Genomic DNA, 23,622 nt, shown 5'->3' with positions numbered 1-23,622 from the left:
CCGGCGCGGTGCCGGACACTTGTCGGCAAAAGGAAATTCATCCAGGGACCCGAAATGCGTGGAAAGAGTTGAGAGGGAACCATGACGGAGATCATCAATTGCCCCGTGGCGCATGAGCGGGAAGTTCGTCAGTTCCCGTTCGACCGTCCCGGCTGCCCGATGGAGCCCAGCGGCACGTACGCCGAGTTGCGCTCCACCGAGCCGGTGTCGAAGATCAGCCTGCGGCTCAACGGCCGTGAGGCGTGGCTGCTGACCCGGTTCGAGGACATCCGCGAGATGCTCTCCGACCCGCGGTTCAGCGCGGACATGACCAACCCGGGCTACCCCCTGCAGTTCGAGTTCCCGATGGAGCTCATCGGCAAGGTCAAGCCCGCGCTGCTGCACATGGACCCGCCGGAGCACACCAAGAACCGCATGATGCTCATGCCCGAGCTCACGGTGAAGAAGGTCGCGTCGCTCACCCCGCGCACCGAAGAGGTCGTGGACGAGTGCATCGACAACATCCTCGAGCTGGGCAAGGACGGCACGCCCGTCGACCTCGTCGAGCACCTCGCGATGCCCGTCCCGGCCATCGGCATGGCCGAGATGATGGACATCGCGCACGAGGAGAAGGAACTGTTCACCCGCTGGGTCACGCTGCTGGTGACCCAGGGCGACGGCGAGGAGCACGCCGACCTCAACATGCGGGTCGAGATGCTGCTCTACAAGCTGATCGCCGAGCGCTCGGTCAACCCGGGCGACGACCTGATCTCCACCCTGACCCAGCGCAACATCAAGGCCGGCAAGCCCCTGGACGACTCCGAGGTCTCCGCCCTGGTCCGCGCGATGATCGCGGCCGGGCACGAGAGCACGGTCAACGGCATCGCGATCGGCTGCATGGTGCTGCTGAACCACCCGGAGCAGGCGCAGCTGCTGCGCGACAAGCCGGAGCTCTCCGGGCCCGCGGTCGACGAGATCCTGCGCTACTCCTCGATCTCCGACCACGGCACCGTGCGCGTGGCCACCGAGGACGTCGTGATCGGCGGCCAGCTGATCAAGGCGGGCGAAGGCGTCGTTTGCTCGCTGTCCGCGGGCAACCACGACCCGGCCGTCTACGACAACCCGAACACGCTGGACCTGACCCGCAAGGAGGCCCGGCACAGCCTGGCCTTCGGCTACGGCCGGCACATGTGCGCGGGCCAGACGCTGGTGCGCATGCAGCTGCAGACCGTGTTCACCAAGCTGTTCACGCGCATCCCGACGATCAAGCAGGCGGTCCCGCTCGAGGAACTGCCCTTCAAGTCGTTCTACCAAGCGCTCATCGACGGCCTGCACGCCCTGCCGGTGACTTTCTAGAAATTGCCTGATCCGGCTTGCGCTCGGTGCGGGTAGCGGAACCTCAGGCGGCCGCTCACTGCGGGATCGCCGACTCATGACCGCCAGGTCACCACGTCGGCGCTGTCCCCGCGAGCGACCACCTGAGAACCCGCGGCGGTGCAAGCGGACAAGCCCGACTCAAGCGGCTCCGCCGCTTCGTAAACCGATCGAAGGAGGAGCCATGCAGGTGATCGTTGACATGGCGAAGTGCGTCGGTGCGGGTGCGTGCGTGCTCACCGCCCCGGACGTGTTCGACCAGAACGAGGACGACGGCAAGGTCATCGTGATGATCTCGAGCCCCGACGAGGCCCGCCGGGCCGAGGTCGTGGAGTCGTGCAACGTCTGCCCCACGATGGCCCTGTCCATCCAGGACTGAACTGGGTTCCCCCGTGCGCGCCGGCCGGCGGTCGGCGCGCACGGGCCTGAAACAGCCGGAGAACTCCCGTGGTTGCGTTAGCCAGCACATTCGTGCATTCCCTGCTCGACGAGGCGGTCGCCGAGGCCCCGGACGCGGTCGCGGTCCGCGACTCGGTCACCGCGGTGACCTACCGTGAGCTCGCCGAGGCGAGCGAGGCGTTCGCGGTCTGGCTGGACGCGCGCGGCCTGCGCCGCGGCGACCGGCTCGTGGTCCAGCTGCCCAGCCGCATCGAGCTGGTCGCGCTGGTGCACGGGTGTTCGCGCCGCGGCGTGATCCTCGTGCCGCTCAACCCGGCCATGAAGGAGTTCCACATCAAGTCGGTGCTGGGCAACGCCGAACCGGCGATGGTCCTCACCACCGGGCCCGCGCTGGACGTGTTCAGCGGGCTCACGGACGTGCCCGTGCACGACATGGCCGAGGTCTGGTCGCTCGTGCAGAACCTTGTGGGCCAACGCATCCCCGCGCCCGCGGAGCTGAGCGTCGACGACGTCGCGTTCCTCATCTACACCTCGGGCAGCACGGCCGCGCCCAAGGCGGTCATCTGCCCGCACGCCCAAGTGAGTTTCGCGTCCCGGTCGCTGCAGGCCGATCTCGGCTACGGCCCCGAGGACGTGGTGTTCTGCCGGTTCCCGCTCTCGTGGGACTACGGCCTCTACAAGATCCTGCTGACCGCGTTGGGCCGCAGCGAGATCGTGCTCGCCGGCGAGGAGTCGGATCTGGTGCTGCTGCGCCGGATGCGCGAGACCGGCGCGACCATCGTGCCGATCGTGCCCTCGCTCGCGGCGATGATCGCGGCACTGGCCAAACGCGACAGTGCGGACCTGCCGCCGGTGCGGATGTTCTCCAACACCGGTGCCGCGTTGCCCGAGGCGACCATCGACGCGCTGCGTGAAGCGTTCCCCAAGGCGCAGGTGGTGCGCCAGTTCGGCCAGACCGAGTGCAAGCGCATCTCGATCGTGCCGCCGCAGGAGGACGGGCTGCGGCCCAACTCGGTCGGCCGGCCGCTGCAGGGCACCGAGGTCGCGATCCTCGACCCCGATGGCAACGAGGTGCCCGTCGGTGAGGTCGGCGAGATCACCGTGACCGGCCCGCACGTGATGCCCGGCTACTGGCGCAACCCCGAGGTGACCGCCAAGACGTTCCGCCAGGATCGCCTCGGCGGCAACGGCTTGCGGTTGCACACCGGGGACTACGGCAGCGTCGACGCCGACGGCTACCTCTACTTCGAGGGCCGCCGCGACGACATGTTCAAGCGCAAGGGGATCCGGATCTCCACGGTGGAGATCGAGGCGGCCGCGGCGGACATCCCCGGCGTGCGCGGTGCGTGTGCCGTGCCGCCCAACGGTCCGCGCGACCTCGCGATCTTCGCCGAGACCGAGCTGGCGCCGCACGACGTGATCAAGGAACTGGCCAAGCGGCTCGAACCGGCCAAGGTCCCGTCGATCTGCAAGGTGGTCGACGTGATGCCGCTGAGCCTGCACGGCAAGAACGCCCGCAAGGAACTCGCGGCGATGTTGGACGGAGCCCCGGCATGACCAGATATGAGCACCTTGCGCGCGAGTACGGCACGCCGCTCTACGTCTACGACCTCGACGAGGTCGAGAAGGCCCGCGACCAGCTGCTCGGCTCGCTGCCCGAGGAGTTCCACCTCTTCTACGCGCTCAAGGCGAACCCGCACCCGGAGCTGGTGCGCGCCCTGCGCGGCGACGGCACCGCGAAGGGCTGCCGCCCGGAGATCAGCTCCACCGGTGAGCTGGCGTCCGTGCTGGAAGCCGGGTTCGACGGTTCCGAGGTCATGTACACGGGGCCGGGCAAGACGTTCGAGGAGCTGCGCGAGGCGATGAGCCTGGGCGTGCGCATGTTCTCCACCGACTCGGTCACCGACGTCCAGCACGTCGGCCAGGTCGCCGGTGAGCTCGGCGTGACCGCGCAGGTGCTGCTGCGGGTCAACTCCGCGTCGGCGAGCGCGACCACCAGCATCCGGATGACCGGCACCCCCTCGCAGTTCGGTTTCGACAGCGAGACGCTCGGCGAGGTGCTGCCGGACGTGCGTGCGGTATCGCATGTGGACATCGTCGGCTTCCACTTCTTCCCGTTGTCCAACGCCCGCGACGAGGACAGCCTCATCGCGGAGTTCCAGGGCACCATCGCGCTGGCCGCGCAGTTGCAGGCCGAACTGGACCTGCCGCTGAAGTTCCTCGACATCGGCGGCGGGTTCACCGTTCCCTACGCGGTGCCCGGTCCGCGCGGCACGTACCCGAAGCTGCGGGTCGAGCTCGGCGCGGCGCTGGACACGCACTTCCCCGGCTGGCGGGAGAACGGCCCGCAGCTCGCCTGCGAGTCCGGCCGGTACCTGATCGGCGCGAGCGGCACGTTGCTGGCCGGTGTCAGCAACGTCAAGGTCAGCCGCGGCCGCAAGTTCGTCATCCTCGACGCGGGCATCAACACCTTCGGCGGCATGTCCGGCCTCGGTCGGCTGCTCCCGGTGGCGGTGCAGCCCGACGAGGGTGCGGAAGCAGTGGACCAGGCGAGCCTCGTCGGTCCACTGTGCACACCCGGCGACATCCTCGGGCGCGAGATCAAGCTGCCCGCACTGCAGGCGGGCGATGTCGTCACGATTCCCAACGCAGGCGCATACGGCCCGACGGCCAGCCTGCTCATGTTCCTCGGCAGGCCGGCTCCCACGGAGGTGGTCGTGCGCGGTGACGAGGTCGTGTCCGTGTCCCGGATCGAACATGTCCGCTCGTACTCGCAGGTATCGGCGGACCGCCCCTGAAAGAAGAGGAGCGTGCATGAGCCTCCCCGACAGCCCCGGCGTCATCTGGGGAAACTCGGCCGACCCGGCCCGCGTCAAGGCCACCGTAGTGGTGACCAGCATGGCCTCCGATTCCCACACGTGGAACCTGGTCTACCTCCAGTTGTTGCTGGAGGAACTCGGGTACGACGTGGTCAACCTCGGCTCGTGCGTGCCCGATGACCTGTTGATCTCCAGCTGCGCGGAGTTACGGCCCGCACTGGTCGTGGTCAGCTCGGTCAACGGGCACGGCTACGCCGACGGCATGCGGGTGATCGACAAACTGCGTGCGTGCGACCAGCTGGTGGCAACGCCCGTGGTGATCGGCGGCAAGCTCGGCATCGACGGTGCCCAGACCGGTGCCCACATCCACAACCTGATGGCGTCGGGCTTCGACGCCGTCTTCGACGACACCGCGACCGGCATCCAGGACTTCAACCGGTTCGTCTGCGCGATCCCCGCGAAGACGCAGCCGGAGCAGGTGCACTGGTTGCTCGAGCCGACCCCGACTGGCCGGCTGTGAGCACGGCCGGCCTGCCTGGTCGGCTGGTCGGCTCCGCGTCGGTGGGACCACGGGTCCGCCCGGTCGACTTCGGCGAGTTCGTGCGCCGGCACGGTGGATCGGGCGGCCTTGTGGTGCAGCCACGCATGGGGTTCTCGGACCCCGCGCAGATGCGGGCCGGCCTGGCCGCGGTGAAACAGGCGAAAGCGACGACCGTCGGCACCATCACCCTGGACTCCTACACCAGGGTGGGGGAGCTGGCGGCGATCGACACCGCGTTCCGGGAAGGCATAGCCCTCAACGGTTATCCGATCGTCAGCTACGACCGCTCGGTGACCGAGGGCGTGCTCGAAGGCATCCGCGACGACACCTTCCCGGTGCAGGTCCGGCACGGGTCAGCCGTGCCGAACGACATCTTCAAGGCGTTGGCGAAAGCGTGGATCAACGCCACCGAAGGTGGCCCGGTGTCGTATTGCCTGCCTTACGGCCGGACGCCCCTGGCCCAATCCATCCGCAACTGGGCGTCGTGCACGCAGGTCTTCGCGCGGTTGCGGGAAATCGGCGTGCAGCCGCACCTGGAAACGTTCGGCGGGTGCATGCTCGGGCAGTTGTGCCCGCCCAGCGAGCTGGTGGCGATTTCGTTCCTGGAGGCGTTGTTCTTCTACCAGCACGGGATCAGATCCATTTCGCTGAGTTATGCGCAGCAGACGAACATGGAACAGGACCTGGAGGCGGTCGCCGCCCTGCGCCGGTTGTGCGCGGAGCTGCTGCCGACGCAGAACTGGCACGTCGTGATCTACGCGTACATGGGCGTCTACCCGGCCACCGACCAGGGTGCGTACCGCCTGCTCGGCAAGGCCGCCGAGCTGGCGGTGCGGTCCGGGTCGGAGCGGATCATCGTGAAGACGGTGGCCGAGTCCCGGCGCATCCCGACGATCGCGGAGAACGTGGCCGCCCTGGAGTCCGCCTCCCGGGTCGCCGCCGCCGTGTCGCCGGGTGCCGTGCTCGGGGACACCCAGACGTACGCGGAGGCGCGGGCGCTGGTGGAAGCCGTGTTGTCCCTGGACTCCGACGTCGGGCGGGCGCTGGAGCTGGCGTTCAAGCAGGGCTACCTGGACATCCCGTACTGCGTGCACCCGGACAACAACGGGCGGGCGCGCAGCTACCTGGACACGGACGGGAAGCTGCGGTGGGCCGAGCTCGGTGGGCTGCCGTTGCGCCACCTCGTGCGTGCGGGGCGAAGCCGCAAGGTGACGTCGACGGGGTTGCTGGAAGACCTGTCCTACGTGCGGACGAAGTTCGACCGCGAGGCGTTGACGATCGCGGAGTGAGTGCTGTGCAAGCGAAGGCGGCGGCCCTGGCGGGCCGCCGCCTTCTTGCTTGTCAGCGGACCAGGTAATCGTGGTTGCGCGACGGGATTTCGTCGAGCCACTCACCGGTGGTGGCGTAGTGGATCATCAGCCGTCGAACCTGCTCACGGGAGATGACCGTCTCCGGCGGGAAGTACCACTTCAGCACCTCGTCGTAGGGCACCGGTTCTGTTTTTGGCGTGCGGTTGTGGGTGGCCCGGACGCTCGCGATGTCGAGCTTGGCGCGGAACCCGCCTCGGACGTACTGAGCCGCTGCCCAATCGCCTGCCATTCCGACGTGCATGTACTCGATGTCCTCGAGGTCGTCCTTCCACTCGTCCCACGAACGGGGGTCATCACGCTTCACCTCGACGAACATGACGCCTTCCGGGTGGTCGGCAAGGAACCGGTCGATCATGGCGGCGCTGTCGGCGGCCGAGGTCGAGACGAGGCGCGGTGCCGTGACCCCATCGCCGCCGACCCGGGCTTCGATCTTCATCCTTCGGCTCTCCCTCGATAGGCCCGATGACCGCCAGGCCACCACACGGTGATTGTGCTTCCTTCGGGCAATATGAGCTGCATAGCTGCGCCGCACCCGACGCGCGATGCGTACGGGCAGGGCCCTCGCGGGTGGTTGATCACCAGCACACCGCTGGTCTGGCCGGCCGACCGCATCAGAGCTGCGGCCTTGCTCTCCACATGCCCGGCCGCCTGCCGGCCTTTCGGCTGGTCGCCGACAACCGAGCTCGGATAGACCTGCAGGTATTCCAAGGCCAGGTCGTAGGCATCGCCGCTCTCGCCGGACTCGATCCGCATCTCTGTGCCGTCCTCGTCGTAGAGGAGGCCGGTGGTGACGGGGTCGTCCTCGATCGAGGCGATGCGGTCGGCGGCCCAGTCTGCGTCCTCGGCCGCCTCGTCGATGTCGTCCGGGCAGCTGCCGCTGTCGGCGTGGGCCGTCGCGGGTGCGGACTCGCAGCCGAACGTGGTCGAACAGCTCGGCACCACGAAAATCCACGCGAGCACCGCCACGACGACGGCAACCACGAATTTGCGCACGGTTCGGAGCGTCCTGGTTGCCCTGCGTGCAAGGCAATGGGTATCGCCCGTTCGGGTCGAAGCAGCCCCTCTTTCTTAACGGTCCGCTAGGGGTGCGCTAGGGGCGCGCTCGACGCGAGTCGAAATCTACCTTGGTTCTAGTGGCTCGGCCGGTATGTGCCGATGAGTGGACGTCGAAAGCGTGGAGCGCACAAATGTCTGGAAATTTCAAGGCAGGCGAGAAGTCCGCATTCGTGGGCGAGCTGGAGACGCTCCCCACCGCCGAGCAGGTGCACGTGTTGCTCGGCATCGTCCGTGAGCACACCGAGGCCGCACTGCGCAAGGCACGGCCCGACGAGCCGCCGGCGGTGGACGCCGACCGCTCCTTCCGCGACCTCGGCCTCGACTCCGTCGCCCTGGTCGAGTTGCACACGCGGCTCAACGAGGCCACCGGCCTGACCCTGCCGCCCACGGTCGCGTTCGACTACCCGACGCCGGCCGCGTTGGCCGAGTACTTGCGGGAAGAGGTCCTGGACCTCCCCGATGTCGTTGCGGTGCAAGAACAAACGACGACCAGCGACGACCCGATCGCCATCGTCGGCATCGGCTGCCGGTACCCCGGCGGCGTCGCCGGCCCGGAGGACCTGTGGCGGCTCGTCGCGCAGGAGCAGCACGTGCTCGGCGACTTCCCGGCCGACCGCGGCTGGGACCTCGAGAAGCTCTACGACCCGAACCCCGACACCCCGGGTACCACCTACGTCAAGCACGGCGGGTTCCTGCCCGACGCCGCCGAGTTCGACGCCGACTTCTTTGGTATCTCACCAAAGGAAGCGCTCGCGATGGACCCGCAGCAGCGCCTGGTCCTCGAGACCGCGTGGGAGGCCATCGAGCGCGCGGGCATCGACCCCGGCACGCTGAAGGGCAGCCAGGCCGGCGTCTTCATCGCCGCCGAGCCGCAGGAGTACGCGATGCGGCTGCACGAGGCGCCCGACGGCCTCGACGGCTACCTGTTGTCCGGCAACACACCCAGCGTCGTGTCCGGTCGGGTGTCCTATGTGCTCGGTCTGGAGGGCCCCGCGCTCACCGTCGACACCGCGTGCTCCGGCTCGCTGGTCGGCGTGCACCTCGCCGTGCAGTCACTGCAACGGGGTGAGTGCTCCCTGGCGCTGGCGGGCGGCGTCGCGATCATGGGCAGCCCGGGCACCTTCACGGCGTTCAGCCGCCAGCGCGGCCTCGCCCCCGACGGCATCGTGAAGGCGTTCGCCGACGCGGCCGACGGCACCGGGTTCGCCGAAGGTGTGGGCATCTTCGTCCTCGAGCGGCTGTCGGACGCGCGCGCCAACGGGCACGACATCGTCGCGATCATCCGCGGTTCGGCCATCAACCAGGACGGCGCCTCCAACGGCCTGACCGCCCCGAGTGGACGGTCGCAGCAACGCGTCATCCGCAAGGCCCTGGCCAGCGGGGGCATCGGCGCAGACGAGGTCGACGCCGTCGAAGCACATGGCACGGGCACCACGCTCGGGGACCCGATCGAGGCCCAGGCCCTGCTGGCCGCCTACGGGCAGCAGCGCGACGAGCCGCTCTACCTCGGCTCGGTCAAGTCCAACATCGGGCACACCCAGGCCGCGGCCGGTGCGGCCGGCCTCATCAAGATGATCATGGCGATGCGTCATGCGGTCCTCCCCAAGACGCTGCACGTCGACGCGCCGTCGAGCAACGTCGACTGGTCCGCGGGCGAGGTGGAGCTGCTGACCGAGGCCCGTCCGTGGGAGCGGAGCGCGCACCCGAGGCGGGCCGGGGTCTCCTCGTTCGGCGTCAGTGGCACCAACGCACACCTGATCGTCGAAGAGGCGCCTGGAGCCGAGGTCGAGGAAGCCTCGAACCGGGTTGACAGCGCGACCCCCATCGTTGTCTCGGCGCGGACCGAGGCCGCCCTGCGCGCGCAGGCCACCCGCATCGCCGACTCCCTGGCCGAGGACGCCACCGCGGTCGACCTGGGCTACTCGCTGGCCACCACCCGCGCGACGCTGACCGAGCGGGCCACCTTCATCGCCGCGACGCGCGAGGAGGCCGTCGAGGGTCTGCGCGCCATCGCCGACGGCACCATCGAGCCCACCGCCAGGGCCGGGCGCCTGGCGTTCCTGTTCACCGGCCAGGGCAGCCAGCGCCTCGCGATGGGCCGCGAGCTCTACGCCCGCTACCCGGTCTTCGCCAAGGCGCTCGACAACGCCATCGGCCACCTGGACCTGCAGCTGGAGACCCCGCTCGCGGACGTCTTGTTCGGCGACGACGCCGACCTGCTCAACCAGACCATGTACGCCCAGACCGCGCTGTTCGCGGTCGAGGTCGCGTTGTACCGGCTGGTCGAGTCGTGGGGCATCCGGCCGGATTACCTTGCGGGGCACTCGATCGGTGAGCTGGCGGCCGCGCACGTCGCCGGCGTCCTCTCGCTCGACGACGCCGCCACCCTGGTCGCCGCCCGCGGTCGCCTGATGCAGGAGCTGCCCGAAGGCGGCGCCATGATGGCCGTCACCGCCACCGAGGCGCAGGTCCGGCCTTTACTGACAGGGAATGTCAGCATCGCGGCGATCAACGGCCCGGACTCGCTGGTCATCTCCGGTGAGGCCTACGCGGTCTTCGAGATCGCGGGGCAGCTGGAGGCCGAGGGCCACAAGACCAAGCGTTTGCGCGTCTCGCACGCGTTCCACTCGCCGCTGATGGAGCCGATGCTGGACGAGTTCCGGCAGATCGCGGAGATCCTGACCTACAAGGCACCGCGCATCCCGGTCGTGTCCACTGTGACCGGTCACGCGGCCACCGCCGAGGAGCTGTGCTCGCCGGAGTACTGGGTGAACCAGGTCCGCGCCGCGGTCCGGTTCGCCGACGCCGTGGGCTTCCTCGGCGAGCAGGGCGTCGACACCTTCGTCGAGCTCGGTCCCGACGCCGTGCTCTCGGCCATGGCGCAGGAAAGCGTCGACGGTGTCTTCGTCGCCGCGCTGCGCCGCGAGCACGACGAGCAGCGCCAGCTGCTGACCGCGCTCGCCACCGCGCACGGCCGCGGCGCCAAGGTCGACTGGACCGCCTTCTACAAGGATTCCGGCGCCCGCAAGCTCGAACTGCCCACCTATGCCTTCCAGCGCAGGCGTTTCTGGCTGGCCGCGCCCACGAACACCGGTGACGCCAGTGCCTTCGGCCAGGTCGCCGCGCAGCACCCGTTGCTGGGCGCGGTGGTCGGCATCGCCGACTCGGGCGCGGTCGTGCTGACCGGCCGGGTGTCGCTGCGCTCGCACCCGTGGCTGGCCGACCACGTCATCTCCGGCACGGTCCTGTTGCCTGGCACGGCTTTTGTGGACCTCGCCACTTGGGCGAGCGGTCACGTGGGGACCGAACGGGTCGACGACCTGACCATGGAGGCGCCGCTGGTGCTGCCCACCACGGGTGGCGTGGCGCTGCAAGTCGTCGTCTCGGCGCCGGACGGGCACGGCCGGCGCACCATCGAGTTCTACTCCCGCGACGAGGACGCCCCGGCCGACGCCGGCTGGACCCGGCACGCCGGCGGTTCGCTGGTGCCGGAGACCGGCGGTCCGGACTTCGACCTCGCGCAGTGGCCGCCGGCGGGCGCGCAGCCCATCGCCATCGACGGCCTGTACGAGACGATGACCGCGCAGGGCTACGGCTACGGCCCGGCCTTCCACGGCCTGCGCGCCGCGTGGCGCGGAGCGCCGGGCGAGGTGTTCGCCGAGGTCGAGCTGCCCGAGTCGATCACCGACCAGGCGAAGACGTTCGGCGTGCACCCGGCTCTGCTGGACGCGGTTCTGCACGCCACGGACTTCGCCTCACCCGAGCCGGTGAGCGAGGAGACCCGCATCCCGTTCGCGTGGGGTGGCGTGTCGCTGCACTCGACTGGTGCTTCCACCCTGCGGGTGCGGATCACCACCATCGGCGCCGACGAGGTTGCGCTGGAGCTGGCCGACGCCAAGGGTGACCCGGTTGCCACCGTGGAATCCTTCGTGGTGCGGGCGGTGTCCGCGGACAAGCTGCGTGCGGCCCGCAACGACTCGCTGTACCGGATCGGCTGGGTGCCGGCCGCGGGGGGCGGGCCCGCAGGGCAGGGGGGCGGGAAAGGCACCGTGCCTTCGGTCGTCGAGGACGTCACGATCTGCCGGATCGCCGTGCCTTCCAGCGATGTCCTGGGTGGGGTCCGCTCGGCCGCGGCCGACGCGCTGGCCGCCGTGCAGAACTTCCTGGACGAACACGAGAACGGCCGCCTGGTCGTCGTCACCGAGCGCGCGGTGGCCGTGTCGGCCGACGAGACCGCCGACTTGCGCACCGCGCCGGTCTGGGGTCTGGTGCAGGCCGCGCAGGCCGAGCACCCCGGCCGGTTCGTGCTGGTGGATGGCGACGCGGCGGACGACGTGCTGGCGGCGCTGGGTTCGGGCGACGAACCGGACTACGCGATCCGCGACGGCAAGGTCTTCGTGCCCCGCCTGGTCTCCGTCGCGTCCGAGACCGGTGAGTCGCCTTGGGACGCCGAAGGCACCGTGCTCATCACCGGTGGGGTGGGTGGCGTCGGCTCGGCGCTGGCCCGGCACCTGGTGACCGAGCAGGGTGTGCGGCACCTGGTGCTGACCAGCCGCCGCGGCCTCGACGCACCCGGCGCGCTCGAGCTGCAGGACGAATTGGCCGAGCAGGGCGCTTCCGTGACGATCGCCGCGTGCGACGTGGCCGACCGCGACGCCGTTTCCGCTGTTCTGCAAGCGATCCCGGCCGAGCACCCGCTGACCGTGGTGGTGCACGCCGCCGGCGTCATCGACGACGGCCTGGTCGGCGACCTCACGGCCGAGCGCATCGACACCGTGCTGGCGCCCAAGGTCGACGGCGCATGGCACCTGCACGAGCTCACGAGCGACCTGAAGGCGTTCGTGTTGTTCTCCTCGACAGCGACCATCCTCGACGGTGCCGGTCAGGCGAACTACGCCGCCGCCAACGTCTTCCTCGACGCCCTGGCCGCGCAACGCAAGGCCGAGGGCAAGGCCGCGACGTCGCTGGCGTGGGGTCTCTGGACCGGCGTCGGCGGCATGGGCGGCAACCTCGACGAGGCGGCCCTGCGCCGCATCGAGCGCCTGGGTCTCGCGCACCTCACGGCGGCGGAGAACCTGGCCCTGCTGGACCAGGCCGCCGCCGGCATCGAGGCCGCCGTGGTCCCGGTCCGGTTCGATCTGCGGGCGGTCCAGGCCCGCACCGACGGCGTCCCGCACCTGCTGCGTGGGCTGGTCCGCCCGGCCCGCAAGTCCGCCGCGGGCAAGGGGATCGCGGTCGAGCAGACGCTGGCCAACCAGCTGGCCGACCTGCCGCGGGCCGAGCGCGCCGAGGCCCTGCTGGACCTGGTGCGCACCCAGGTCGCGGCCGTGCTCGGGCACGATGGCGCCGAGGCCATCAGCGCCACGCGGGCATTCAACGAGATGGGCTTCGACTCGCTGGCCGCGGTCGAGCTGCGCAACCGGCTCTCGGCGTCCACCGGCATCCGCCTGACGGCCACGCTGGTGTTCGACTACCCGAACCCGGCTGCGCTGGCCGATCACATCGCGGGTCGGCTCGGTGGCTCGGATGGCAAGGCGCGCAAGGCAACCACCGTCATCGCCGCCGACGCCGACGACCCGATCGTCATCGTCGGCATGGCCTGCCGGTTCCCCGGCGACGTCACCTCGCCCGAGGACCTGTGGGACCTGGTGCTCGGCGGCCGGGACGTGATCGACGAGTTCCCGACCGACCGCGGCTGGGACTCCGACATCTACGACCCGGAAGTTGGAAAACCGGGCAAGACCATCAGCCGGCTGGGCGGTTTCCTCTACGACGCGGCGCAGTTCGACGCCGAGTTCTTCGGCATCAGCCCACGTGAGGCCACGGCCATGGACCCGCAGCAGCGGCTGCTGCTGGAAACGTCGTGGGAGACCCTGGAGCGCGCGGGCATCGACCCGCACTCGCTCAAGGGCAGCGACACCGGCGTGTTCGCCGGCGTCATGTACCACGACTGGGGGCTGCGTCTGGGCCAGCTTCCCGAGCACATCGCCGCCTACCACGGCAACGGCTCGCTCGCGTCGGTCGTCTCCGGTCGCGTCGCCTACGCGCTGGGCCTGGAAGGTCCGGCGGTCACGGTCGACACCGCCTGCTCGTCGTCGCTGGTCGCCGTGCACTGGGCGTCCCAGGCACTGCGCCGCGGTGAGTGCTCGCTGGCCCTGGCCGGTGGCGTGACCGTGATGTCCACTCCGGACACGTTCATCGACATGAGCCGGCAGCGCGGGCTCGCCGCCGACGGTCGCTGCAAGTCCTATGGCGAGGGTGCGGACGGCACGGGATGGGGCGAGGGCGTCGGCATGCTGCTGCTGGAGCGCCAGTCCGACGCACAGCGCAACGGGCACCGCATCCTCGCGGTGCTGCGCGGGTCGGCGGTCAACTCCGACGGCGCGTCCAACGGTCTCACCGCGCCCAACGGCCCGTCGCAGGAGCGGGTCATCATGTCGGCGCTGGCCTCCGGCGGCCTTCGCCCGTCCGATGTGGACGTCGTCGAAGGGCACGGCACGGGTACCACGCTCGGCGACCCGATCGAGGCGCACGCCCTGCTCAACACCTACGGTCAGGACCGCCCGGGTGACGACTCCCCGCTGCTGCTCGGCTCGATCAAGTCGAACATGGGCCACACCCAGGCCGCGGCCGGGATCGCCGGCGTGATCAAGATGGTGCAGGCCGTGCAGCACGGCGTGTTGCCGCGAACGCTGCACGCGGATTCGCCGTCACCGCAGGTGGACTGGTCCTCCGGTGCCGTGCGCCTGCTGACCGACCAGGTCCAGTGGCCGAGCAGTGACGGACGCGTGCGCCGTGCCGGGGTGTCGTCCTTCGGCATCTCCGGCACCAATGCGCACGTGATCATTGAACAGCCGCCCGCTCAAGCCCCGGTGGAAGCGACGCCGCCCACGACCCCTTCAGTTGTGCCGTGGGTGATCTCGGCCAAGACCGAGCAGGCGCTGCAGGCGCAGGCGGCCAAGCTGCGGTCCTACGTGGACACGCTGACCGACGCGCAGCTGCGCGCCGCCGGACGCGGCCTGGCCACCACGCGTGCCGCCCTGGAGCACCGGGCGGTGGTCGTCGGCGGTACCCGCGAGGAACTCGCGGCGGGCCTGGACGCGGTCACCGGCGAGGAGGTCGTCGAGGGCAAGCTGGCGTTCGTCTTCACCGGCCAGGGCGCGCAACGCCTGGGCATGGGCAAGCAGTTGCACGAGCAGTTCCCGGCCTTCGCCGCCGCGTTCGACGCCGTGGCCCGTGAACTGGATCAACACCTCGATCGTCCGTTGACTGAAGTAATCTGGGGAACGTCTGTTGACTCAGTCAACCAGACCGCCTACACCCAGACCGGTCTGTTCGCGGTCGAGGTCGCGCTGTTCCGCCTGGTCACCTCGTGGGGTCTGCGGCCGAACTTCCTGGCCGGCCACTCCATCGGCGAGCTGGCCGCGGCGCACGTCTCCGGTGCCCTGTCGCTGGCCGACGCGGCCAAGCTGGTCGCCGCCCGCGGTCGCCTGATGCAGGCGCTCCCGCAGGACGGCACCATGGCCGCGATCCAGGCGGTCGAGGACGAGGTCACCCCGCTGCTCACCGAGCGCGTCGGCATCGCCGCGATCAACGGGCCGCGCTCGGTGGTCATCTCCGGTGACACCGACGTGGTCACCGAGATCGCCAACCGGTTCAAGGCCGAGGGCCGCAAGACCACCACGCTCAAGGTCTCGCACGCCTTCCACTCGCCGCTGATGGAGCCGATGCTCGACGAGTTCCGCGCCATCGCCGAAGGCCTCACCTACGACACCCCGGCCATCCCGGTGGTCTCGGGCGTCACCGGCGACCTCACGGACGACTGGGGCACGCCGGAGTACTGGGTGCGCCACGTCCGCGACGCGGTCCGGTTCGCCGACACGGTGAAGTACCTGGAGTCCCGCGGTGTCACCACCTTCGTGGAACTCGGCCCGGACGCGGTGCTCGCCGCGATGGGCGCCGAGTCCATCGGAGAAGACTCCGCCTTCGTCCCGGTGCTGCGCCGCGACCGCGACGAGGTCCGCGAGCTCCTGACCGGGATCGGCCGGGCGCACAGCCGTGGCGTGAAGGTCGACTGGGCCGCCTACTTCGGTGCAGCCGAACAATGGGTCGACCTGCCCACCTACTCCTTCCAGCACAAGCGCTACTGGATCGACGTCACCGGTTCGGTCGGCGGCGGGCTGGACGCGGTGGGCCTGGACGCGGTGGAGCACCCGCTGCTCTCCGCGGCCGTCGTCTCGCCCGACTCGGGCAGCGTCGTGCTGTCGGGTCGGCTCTCGGTGGACACGCAGCCGTGGCTCGCCGACCACGACGTGCTGGGCAGCGTCCTGTTGCCGGGTACCGGTTTCGTGGAGCTGGCGGTCCGGGCGGGTGACCAGGCCGGGTGCGGCACCTTGGAGGAGCTGACGCTCGAGGCGCCGCTGATCGTGCCGCCGCGCGGCGGGGTCGCGCTGCGGGTCGTCATCGGTCCCGAGGACCGCGACGGCGCACGCAGCGTCTCCATCCACTCCCGTGGCCGCGACGGGGAGAGCTGGGTCCGGCACGGGCACGGCTCGCTGGTGCCGGCCGCGCAGGAGCCGGCGTTCGACCTGACCGAGTGGCCGCCGCCGGGCGCCAAGCCGGTCGACGTCGAAGGCGCCTACGAGCGGCTGGTCGAGCGTGGCTACCACTACGGCCCGGTCTTCCAGGGCCTGCGGGCGGCGTGGAAGCGCGGCGACGACGTGTTCGCCGAGGTCGCGTTGCCGGAGCAGGCACGCGCCGACGCCGCCAACTTCGGGCTGCACCCGGCCCTGCTGGACGCGGCCATGCACGCCGACCTGCTCGACGAAACCGGTGGCGAGGACACGCTGCTGCCGTTCTCGTGGCAGAACGTCACCCTGCACGCCGCCGGGGCCGCGTCGCTGCGCGTGCACATCAAGCGCATCCGTGGCGACGAGCTGTCCACCATCCTGGTCGCCGACGAGGCCGGTCAGCCGGTCGCCACCGTCGACGCGCTGGTCTCCCGTGCGGTGTCGCAGGAGCAGCTCGCGGCCGCCAATGCCGGCAACGACCCGCTCTACCGGATCGACTGGCAGCGCGCGGGGGTTCCCGGCGAGGCCACCGAGGCCACGGAGGCAACCGTCTTCGAGGTGCCCGCACTGTCCACTGGGGACATCCCGGCGGACGTCCGTGCCACCACGGCGGTCGTGCTCGCCAAGATCCAGGAGTTCCTGGCGGGCAACGACTCCGGCCGCCTGGTCGTCGTGACCAAGGGCGCGGTCTCGACCTCCGGTGAGGACGTCGACCTGGCCCAGGCTCCCGTCTGGGGTCTGGTCCGGGCCGCTGCCGCGGAGAACCAGGGCCGGTTCGCCGTCGTCGATTCCGACGGCAGCGACATCAAGGCCGCCATCGAGAGTGGTGAGCCGGAGGCCGCCGTCCGCCAGGGCGAGGTGCTGGTGCCGCGGCTGGCCAAGGCGGCACCCACCGGCGAAAGCCCCTGGAACAGCGAAGGAACCGTGCTCATCGTCGGTGGCACCGGCGGTCTGGGCGCGCAGCTGGCCCGGCACCTGGTGACCGGCGAAGGCATGCGGCACCTGGTGTTCACGTCCCGCCGCGGCGCTGAGGCGCCCGGTGCCAAGGAGTTCGCCGACGAGCTGACCGCTTTGGGGGCGACCGTCACGATCGCCGCCTGCGACGCGGCCGACCGGGACGCCCTCGCCGCCGTCATCGACGCGATCCCGGCCGAGCACCCGCTCACCGGTGTGGTGCACGCGGCCGCGGTCGCGGACAACGCGCTGATCGGCGCCCTGACCGCCGAACAGGTCGAGAAGGTCCTGCGCCCCAAGGTGGACGCGGCCTGGAACCTGCACGAGCTGGCAGGCGATGTGCAGGCGTTCGTCCTGATCTCCTCGGCGGGTGGCATGGTGCTGGCGGCCGGGCAGGCGAACTACGCCGCGGCCAACGTCTTCCTCGACGCACTGGCCACGCACCGCCGCGCCAACGGCAAGCCCGCCACGGCACTGGCCTACGGCATGTGGGACCTGTCCACCGGGCTCGGTGAGATCAACGACGCCGACCTCGACCGCATGCGGCGCCTCGGCGTCCCGGCCATCCCGGCCGCGCAGGGCGTGGAGCTCTTCGGCAAGGGCGTCACGGTCGCCGACGCGGTCGTCGTCCCGCTGAAGGTCGACCAGGCCGCACTCTCCGCACGGACCGACGAACTGCCCGCACTGCTCAAGGGCATGGTCCGCACGCAGGTCCGCCGCACCGTCCAGGCCAGCGCGACCGGCGGCACGGAGCTGGAGCGGCAGCTGGCCGGCAAGACCGCCGACGAGCGCGACCGCATCCTGCTCGACGTCGTGCGCACCCAGGTCGCCTCGGTGCTCGGGCACCCGTCGGCCGAGCACGTGGGCCCGGACCTGGCGTTCAAGGAGCAGGGCTTCGACTCGCTCGCCGCGGTCGAGCTGCGCAACCTGCTCAACGGCGCGACCGGGCTGCGGCTGCCCGCCACCTTGGTGTTCGACTACCCGAACTCCCGGGCGGTGGCCGAGTTCATTGCCACCAAGATCACTGGAACCGTTGCGGCGCCCAAGAAGGCGATCACCGCGAAGATCAGCGAGGACGAGGCGATCGCCATCGTCTCGATCTCCTGCCGCTTCCCCGGTGGGGTCCGCACGGCCGACGAGCTCTGGCAGATGCTGGCCGAGGGCCGTGACGCGGTGGGCGAGTTCCCCTCCGATCGCGGCTGGAATGCCGACGCCATCTACGACCCGGAGCCGGGCACCCCGGGCAAGACCTACGCCAAGGTCGGCGGGTTCGTCTACGACGCCAACGAGTTCGACGCCGACTTCTTCGGGATCATGAACCGCGAAGCCCTGGCGATGGACCCGCAGCAGCGGCTGCTTCTGCAGTCCTCGTGGGAGGCCTTCGAGCTGGCCGGCATCGACCCGAACACCTTGCGGGGCAGCCAGACCGGCGTCTACGCGGGCCTGATGTACCACGAGTACGGCAGCCGCGTCGCGGACGTCCCGGAGGACATCTCGCCGTACCTGGGCAACGGTTCCGCGGGCTCCATCGCCTCCGGTCGCGTCGCCTACGCCCTCGGGCTCGAAGGCCCGGCGGTCACCGTCGACACCGCGTGCTCGTCGTCGCTGGTGGCCCTGCACATGGCCGTGCAGGGGCTGCGCTCCGGCGAGATCGACCTGGCCCTGGCCGGCGGTGTCACCGTCATGCCGACGCCGGACATCTTCGTCGACTTCAGCCAGCAGCGCGGCCTGGCCGCGGACGGCCGGTGCAAGGCGTTCGCGGGTGCGGCCGACGGCACCGGCTGGGGTGAAGGCATCGGCATCCTTTTGGTGGAGCGGCTTTCCGACGCGCAGGCCAACGGGCACCCGGTACTCGCGGTGATCCGCGGCAGCGCGATCAACCAGGACGGTGCGTCCAACGGGCTGACCGCGCCGAACGGTCCCTCACAGCAGCGGGTGATCGCCAAGGCGCTCGCCGCCGCGGGTCTCGCTCCGTCCGATGTGGACGCGGTGGAAGGCCACGGCACCGGCACCCGGCTCGGCGACCCGATCGAGGCCCAGGCGCTGCTGGCCACCTACGGCCAGGAGCGGGAAGAGCCGCTGTACCTGGGCTCCATCAAGTCCAACATCGGTCACGCCCAGGCCGCGGCCGGCGTCTCCGGCGTCATCAAGATGGTCATGGCGCTGCGCAACGACCTGCTGCCCAAGACCCTGCACGTCGACGCGCCGTCGCCGCAGGTGGACTGGACCGCCGGCAAAGTGGAGCTGCTGACCGAGGCCCGGCCGTGGGAGCGGGGCAGCAAGCCGCGCCGCGCAGGGGTCTCCTCGTTCGGCCTGTCCGGCACCAACGCCCACATCATCATCGAAGAGGCGCCCGTCGCCGAGACGGCCGTCCCCGAGAAGACGGTGGACGTGCCGGTCACGCCGCTGGTCGTGTCGGCCCGCAACACCAAGACGTTGCCGGAACAGGCCCGCCAGCTGGCCGCGCACCTCGAGGCGAACCCGGGCCAGAGCCTGGTGGACATCGCGTTCTCCCTGGCCACCACCAGGGCCGCGCACGACCACCGCGCCGTGGTCCTGGCCGAGGACGAGGCATCGGCCATCGCCGCCCTGTCGAATCTGGCCGAGGGCAGCGAGTCCGACGACGTGGTCACCGGATCCGCGGGTCAGGGTGCGATCGCGTTCCAGTTCTCCGGCCAGGGCGCGCAGCGCCTGGACATGGGCCGCGAGCTGCACGCGACGTTCCCGGTGTTCGCCAAGGCCTTCGACGACGCGGTGGCCGCGATCGACGCACACCTCGACCGTCCGCTCAAGGACGTCCTGTGGGGCACCGACGGCGAGCTGGTGAACCAGACCGCTTACACGCAAACGGGTCTGTTCGCCTTCGAGGTCGCGCTCTACCGCCTGGTCGAGTCGTGGGGCCTGCGGGCGGACTATCTGTCCGGCCACTCCATCGGCGAGATCGCCGCGGCCCACGTGGCCGGCGTGTTCTCGCTGGCGGACGCGGCCAAGCTGGTCGCCGCTCGCGGTCGCCTGATGCAGGCGCTGCCGGAAGGCGGCGTGATGGTGGCGGTGCAAGCCACCGAGGAGGAGATCACCCCGCACCTGAGCGAGACCGTCGCCATCGCGGCGCTCAACGGACCCAGGTCGGTCGTCCTCTCCGGGGCGGAAGCCGCGGTGCTCGACGTGGCCGCGACGTTCGCCGCGGACGGCCGCAAGACCAGCAAGCTGCGGGTCTCGCACGCCTTCCACTCGCCGCTGATGGACCCGATGCTCGACGAGTTCCGCGCCGTGGCCCAGAGCCTGAGCTACGGCACCCCGTCGATCCGCATCGTGTCGAACGTGACCGGCACGCTGACCGAGGACGTGACCACGCCCGAGTACTGGGTCACCCACGTCCGCGAGGCGGTCCGCTTCGCCGACGGGGTGAAGTTCCTGGAGTCCCAGGGCGTCACCCGGTTCTTCGAGCTCGGCCCGGACGCCGTGCTCACCGCACTGGCCAAGGGCACGGTCGAGGGCGACCTCACGATCGTGGCCGCCACCCGCAAGGACCGGCCGGAGGTCGCGACGTTCGTGGCGGCCATCGCCGAACTGCACGTCGTCGGTGTCAGTCCGAAGTGGACCGCCTACTTCGACGGCCAGGGCGGGCAGCGGGTCGACCTGCCGACCTACGCCTTCGACCGGCGCAGCTACTGGCTGGACGCCCCCGTCGCCATCGGCGGCAGCGCCACCAGCCACGGCCAGGGTTCGGCCGACCACCCGCTGCTCTCCGCGGTGGTGGCCTCGCCGGACAACGGCGGCGTGGTGCTGACCAGCAGGCTCGCGCTGGACACGCACCCGTGGATCGGTGACCACGACGTGCTCGGCACGGTCATCCTGCCCGGCACCGCCTACATCGAGCTCGCGGTGCGCGCCGGTGAAGAGGTCGGCTGCGACGTGGTCGAGGAGCTGACCATCGAGACGGTCATGCCGATGCCGTCGACCTGCGGCACCGCGGTGCAGGTGGTCGTCGACGCGCCGGAGGAGGACGGCCGGCACGCCTTCGCGATCTACTCCCGGCAGGACACCGCGCCGGGCCAAGGAAATCAGGCAGAGCTGGGCTGGACCCGGCACGCCACCGGGGTGCTGGCCGCCGAGCACAAGCCGGCACCGGTGCCCGAGACGTTCGGGGTCGGCCGCGGCGAATGGCCGCCGCCGGGATCGGAGACCGTGGACATCTCCGGGGTCTACGACTACCTGACCGGTCAGGGCTACGGCTACGGCCCGATGTTCCGCGGCCTGCGCGGCATCTGGTTGCGGGGCAAGGAAACCTTCGCCGAGGTGGCGCTGCCCGACGAGGCGGTGGCCGACGCGGCCGGGTTCCGCATCCACCCGTCCATCCTGGACGCCGCGCTCTCCGCGACGGACTTCATGGACGGCCGCAAGCCCCAGGACGTCGGCGGCACCCAGCTGCCGTTCGCCTGGACCGGTGTGACCGTGCACGCGGCGGGCTCGTCCCGCCTGCGGGTTCGGATCACCGCGGTCGAGGGTCACAAGGGCAGCGGCTCGGACGCGGTCCGGTTGGAACTGTCCGACCCGATGGGCACCCCGGTCGCCACGGTCGAGTCCCTGGTGGTCCGGCCGGTGACCGCGGCGAGCGTCAACGCGGCGGCCAACAAGGGCGCCGGTGAACGCGAGTGCATCTTCCGGATGATCTGGAACCAACTCCCGCTCGGCAGCAGCCACACGGCGACCGCCGACTCGTGGGCCACGCTGGGCTCGGAGCAGTACCCGGACTTCGCGTCCATGGCGGCCGCGATCGACGGCGGGGCCAAGGTTCCTTCGGTGGTCGTGTACCACGTGGACGGAGCCGAAGGTGACGTTCCGGCTGGAGTCCGCACGGTCCTGGACAACGTGCTTGCCACGGTCCGCGAATGGCTGTCGGACAACCGTTACGACAACTCGCGGCTGTTCGTGGTCACGAAGAACGCGGTCAAGGTGGCCGACGACGACGAGGTCGACCTGACGGTCGCGCCGGTGTGGGGCCTCATCCGCTCCGCGCAGGAGGAGAACCCGGGCCGCTTCGTCCTGGTCGACTCCGACGGCTCGCCGCAGGCCACCGAGACCCTGCCCGCCGTCGCCACCACCGGGGAGCCGGAGGTCGCGATCCGCGGCGCCGAGGTCAAGGTGCCCCGGATGGCCCGGGTCACCGCGGGTGTCGTGGTCAAGCAGTCGCCCTGGGGCGACGAGGGCACCGTCCTCGTCACCGGCGGCACGAGCGGCCTGGGTGCCTTGGTGGCCAAGCACTTGGTGACCGAGCAGGGCGTCAAGCACCTGGTGCTGACGAGCCGGCGCGGCATCGAGGCCGGGGGCGCCGCGGAACTGCGCGACGAGCTCACCGGGCTGGGCGCGAGCGTCACCGTCGCCGCCTGCGACGTGTCCGACCGGTCCGCTGTGGACGGTCTGATCGCGGGCATCGACGGACTGAGCGCGGTGGTGCACTCGGCCGCCGTGATGGACAACAACATGGTCGGTGCGCTCACCGCCGAGCAGGTCGACGCGGTGCTGAAGCCGAAGGTGGATGCCGCGTGGCACCTGCACGAGGCGACGGCCGCGCTGGACCTGAAAGCGTTCGTGTTGTTCTCCTCCTGCGCCGGCCTCGTGGTCGGGGCCGGGCAGGCGAACTACGCGGCAGCCAACCGGTTCCTGGACGCCCTGTCCACGCACCGGCTGGCCAACGGTCTGGCGGCCAGCGCCTTGGCGTTCGGGTTGTGGCAGACCAAGACCGGGCTCGGCGGTGGCGTCACCGACGCCGACCTGGGCCGGTTGAAGTCCATGGGCATGCCGGCCCTGCCGACCGACGAGGGGCTCGCGCTCTTCGACGAGGCGATCACGCTGGACGAGCCGATGCTGATGCCCATCCGGGTGGACGCGGAGGCCAGAGGTGACGCCCCGGGCGACGCGCCGACCCTGCTCAAGGATGTCTTCGCGGCGGCCAAGCCGGTCGTCAAGAAGCCGGTCCGCACGACCGCCGCGGCCAGCGCCGCACCGGCGGTCAGCAGCGAGAGCCTGGAAGACCGGCTGGCGCCGCTGTCCGAGGCCGAGCGGGAGCGCGCGGTGCTGGACGTGATCCGCGCCCAGGTCGCCGCGGTCAGCCACGACGACCCGGAGTCCATCGACGTCAGCAAGGGCTTCACCGAGCTGGGCCTGGACTCCCTGGCCGCGATCGACCTGCGCAACCGGCTGCAGAAGGCCACGGGGCTGCGCCTGCCGGCCACGATGATGTTCGACTACCCGAACCCCATCGAGCTGGCCGAGTTCCTGCTGGAGGAGTTGGACATCCCCGAAGCCGAAGCGGTCGAGGTGCCCGCACAGGCCACGGTGTCCACTCAGGACGATCAGGGGATCGCGCAGAGCATCGCCGCGATCCCGGTGGAGAAGATCCGCGAAGCAGGGCTGCTGGACGCCTTGCTCAAGCTCGCCGAGGTGTCGCCTGCCGCGCCGCAAGCTCCGGCCGACAACACCGAAGCGATCAAGAACATGGATGTCGACGACCTGGTGCGAGCCGCCCTCGCATCGATCGAGCAGAAGTAAGCGGAGGT

The 23,622-nt window shown here is 70.5% G+C and carries 8 protein-coding genes and 1 pseudogene; 7 read left to right on the top strand and 2 right to left on the bottom strand.

Annotated features, from left to right (window positions below):
• Positions 1-81 precede the first annotated feature (81 nt).
• From EV186_RS01750 to EV186_RS01725, 6 genes are all read left to right on the top strand, one after another.
• Positions 82-1,335 (top strand): cytochrome P450, encoded by a 1,254-nt coding sequence (locus EV186_RS01750; RefSeq protein ID WP_133847318.1) that lies wholly within the window; start codon positions 82-84, stop codon positions 1,333-1,335.
• A gap of 202 nt (positions 1,336-1,537) precedes the next feature.
• Entirely contained in the window at positions 1,538-1,732 is a 195-nt protein-coding gene (locus tag EV186_RS01745; RefSeq protein ID WP_133847317.1) for a ferredoxin, read from the top strand.
• 92 nt (positions 1,733-1,824) lie between these two features.
• Positions 1,825-3,309, top strand: coding sequence for an AMP-binding protein (locus tag EV186_RS01740; protein ID WP_133847316.1), 1,485 nt, complete (start codon positions 1,825-1,827; stop codon positions 3,307-3,309).
• A complete protein-coding gene (locus EV186_RS01735; protein ID WP_133847315.1) occupies positions 3,306-4,550 on the top strand; it encodes a type III PLP-dependent enzyme domain-containing protein in 1,245 nt (414 codons plus the stop codon). The genes EV186_RS01740 and EV186_RS01735 overlap by 4 nt, the downstream gene beginning before the upstream one ends.
• A gap of 16 nt (positions 4,551-4,566) precedes the next feature.
• The gene (locus tag EV186_RS01730) at positions 4,567-5,091 is read left to right on the top strand and encodes a cobalamin B12-binding domain-containing protein (RefSeq protein ID WP_133847314.1); all 525 of its coding nucleotides are present in this window, start codon (positions 4,567-4,569) and stop codon (positions 5,089-5,091) included.
• Positions 5,088-6,401 (top strand): methylaspartate mutase, encoded by a 1,314-nt coding sequence (locus EV186_RS01725; protein WP_341814118.1) that lies wholly within the window; start codon positions 5,088-5,090, stop codon positions 6,399-6,401. The genes EV186_RS01730 and EV186_RS01725 overlap by 4 nt, the downstream gene beginning before the upstream one ends.
• Before the next feature lie 52 nt (positions 6,402-6,453).
• Here EV186_RS01725 and EV186_RS01720 read toward each other — a convergent pair whose 3' ends face one another.
• Both EV186_RS01720 and EV186_RS01715 read right to left on the bottom strand, forming a co-directional pair.
• Positions 6,454-6,918: an Imm1 family immunity protein gene (locus tag EV186_RS01720; protein WP_133847313.1), complete on the bottom strand. Its 465-nt coding sequence runs from the start codon at positions 6,916-6,918 to the stop codon at positions 6,454-6,456.
• Positions 6,915-7,475, bottom strand: coding sequence for a DddA-like double-stranded DNA deaminase toxin (locus EV186_RS01715; RefSeq protein ID WP_133847312.1), 561 nt, complete (start codon positions 7,473-7,475; stop codon positions 6,915-6,917). Before EV186_RS01715 ends, EV186_RS01720 begins: the two co-directional genes overlap by 4 nt.
• 344 nt (positions 7,476-7,819) lie before the next feature.
• Between EV186_RS01715 and EV186_RS01710 the strand changes: the two are divergent.
• Positions 7,820-23,614 (top strand): annotated as a pseudogene (locus tag EV186_RS01710) (SDR family NAD(P)-dependent oxidoreductase); the annotation flags it as partial.
• Positions 23,615-23,622: the final 8 nt, after the last annotated feature.

Source organism: Labedaea rhizosphaerae, from assembly GCF_004362825.1.
Classification (GTDB): Bacteria; Actinomycetota; Actinomycetes; order Mycobacteriales; family Pseudonocardiaceae; genus Labedaea; species Labedaea rhizosphaerae.
The sequence above is the reverse complement of the archived record's forward strand: the minus strand, read 5'-3'. Positions and strand labels throughout refer to the sequence as shown.

Bases quoted from the DNA above. Each gene is read 5' to 3' on its own strand.
- EV186_RS01745 (WP_133847317.1), top strand. From the start codon at position 1,538: ATGCAGGTGATCGTTGACATGGCGAAGTGCGTCGGTGCGGGTGCGTGC.
- EV186_RS01730 (WP_133847314.1), top strand. From the start codon at position 4,567: ATGAGCCTCCCCGACAGCCCCGGCGTCATCTGGGGAAACTCGGCCGAC.
- EV186_RS01720 (WP_133847313.1), bottom strand. From the start codon at position 6,918: ATGAAGATCGAAGCCCGGGTCGGCGGCGATGGGGTCACGGCACCGCGC.
- EV186_RS01735 (WP_133847315.1), top strand. From the start codon at position 3,306: ATGACCAGATATGAGCACCTTGCGCGCGAGTACGGCACGCCGCTCTAC.
- EV186_RS01750 (WP_133847318.1), top strand. From the start codon at position 82: ATGACGGAGATCATCAATTGCCCCGTGGCGCATGAGCGGGAAGTTCGT.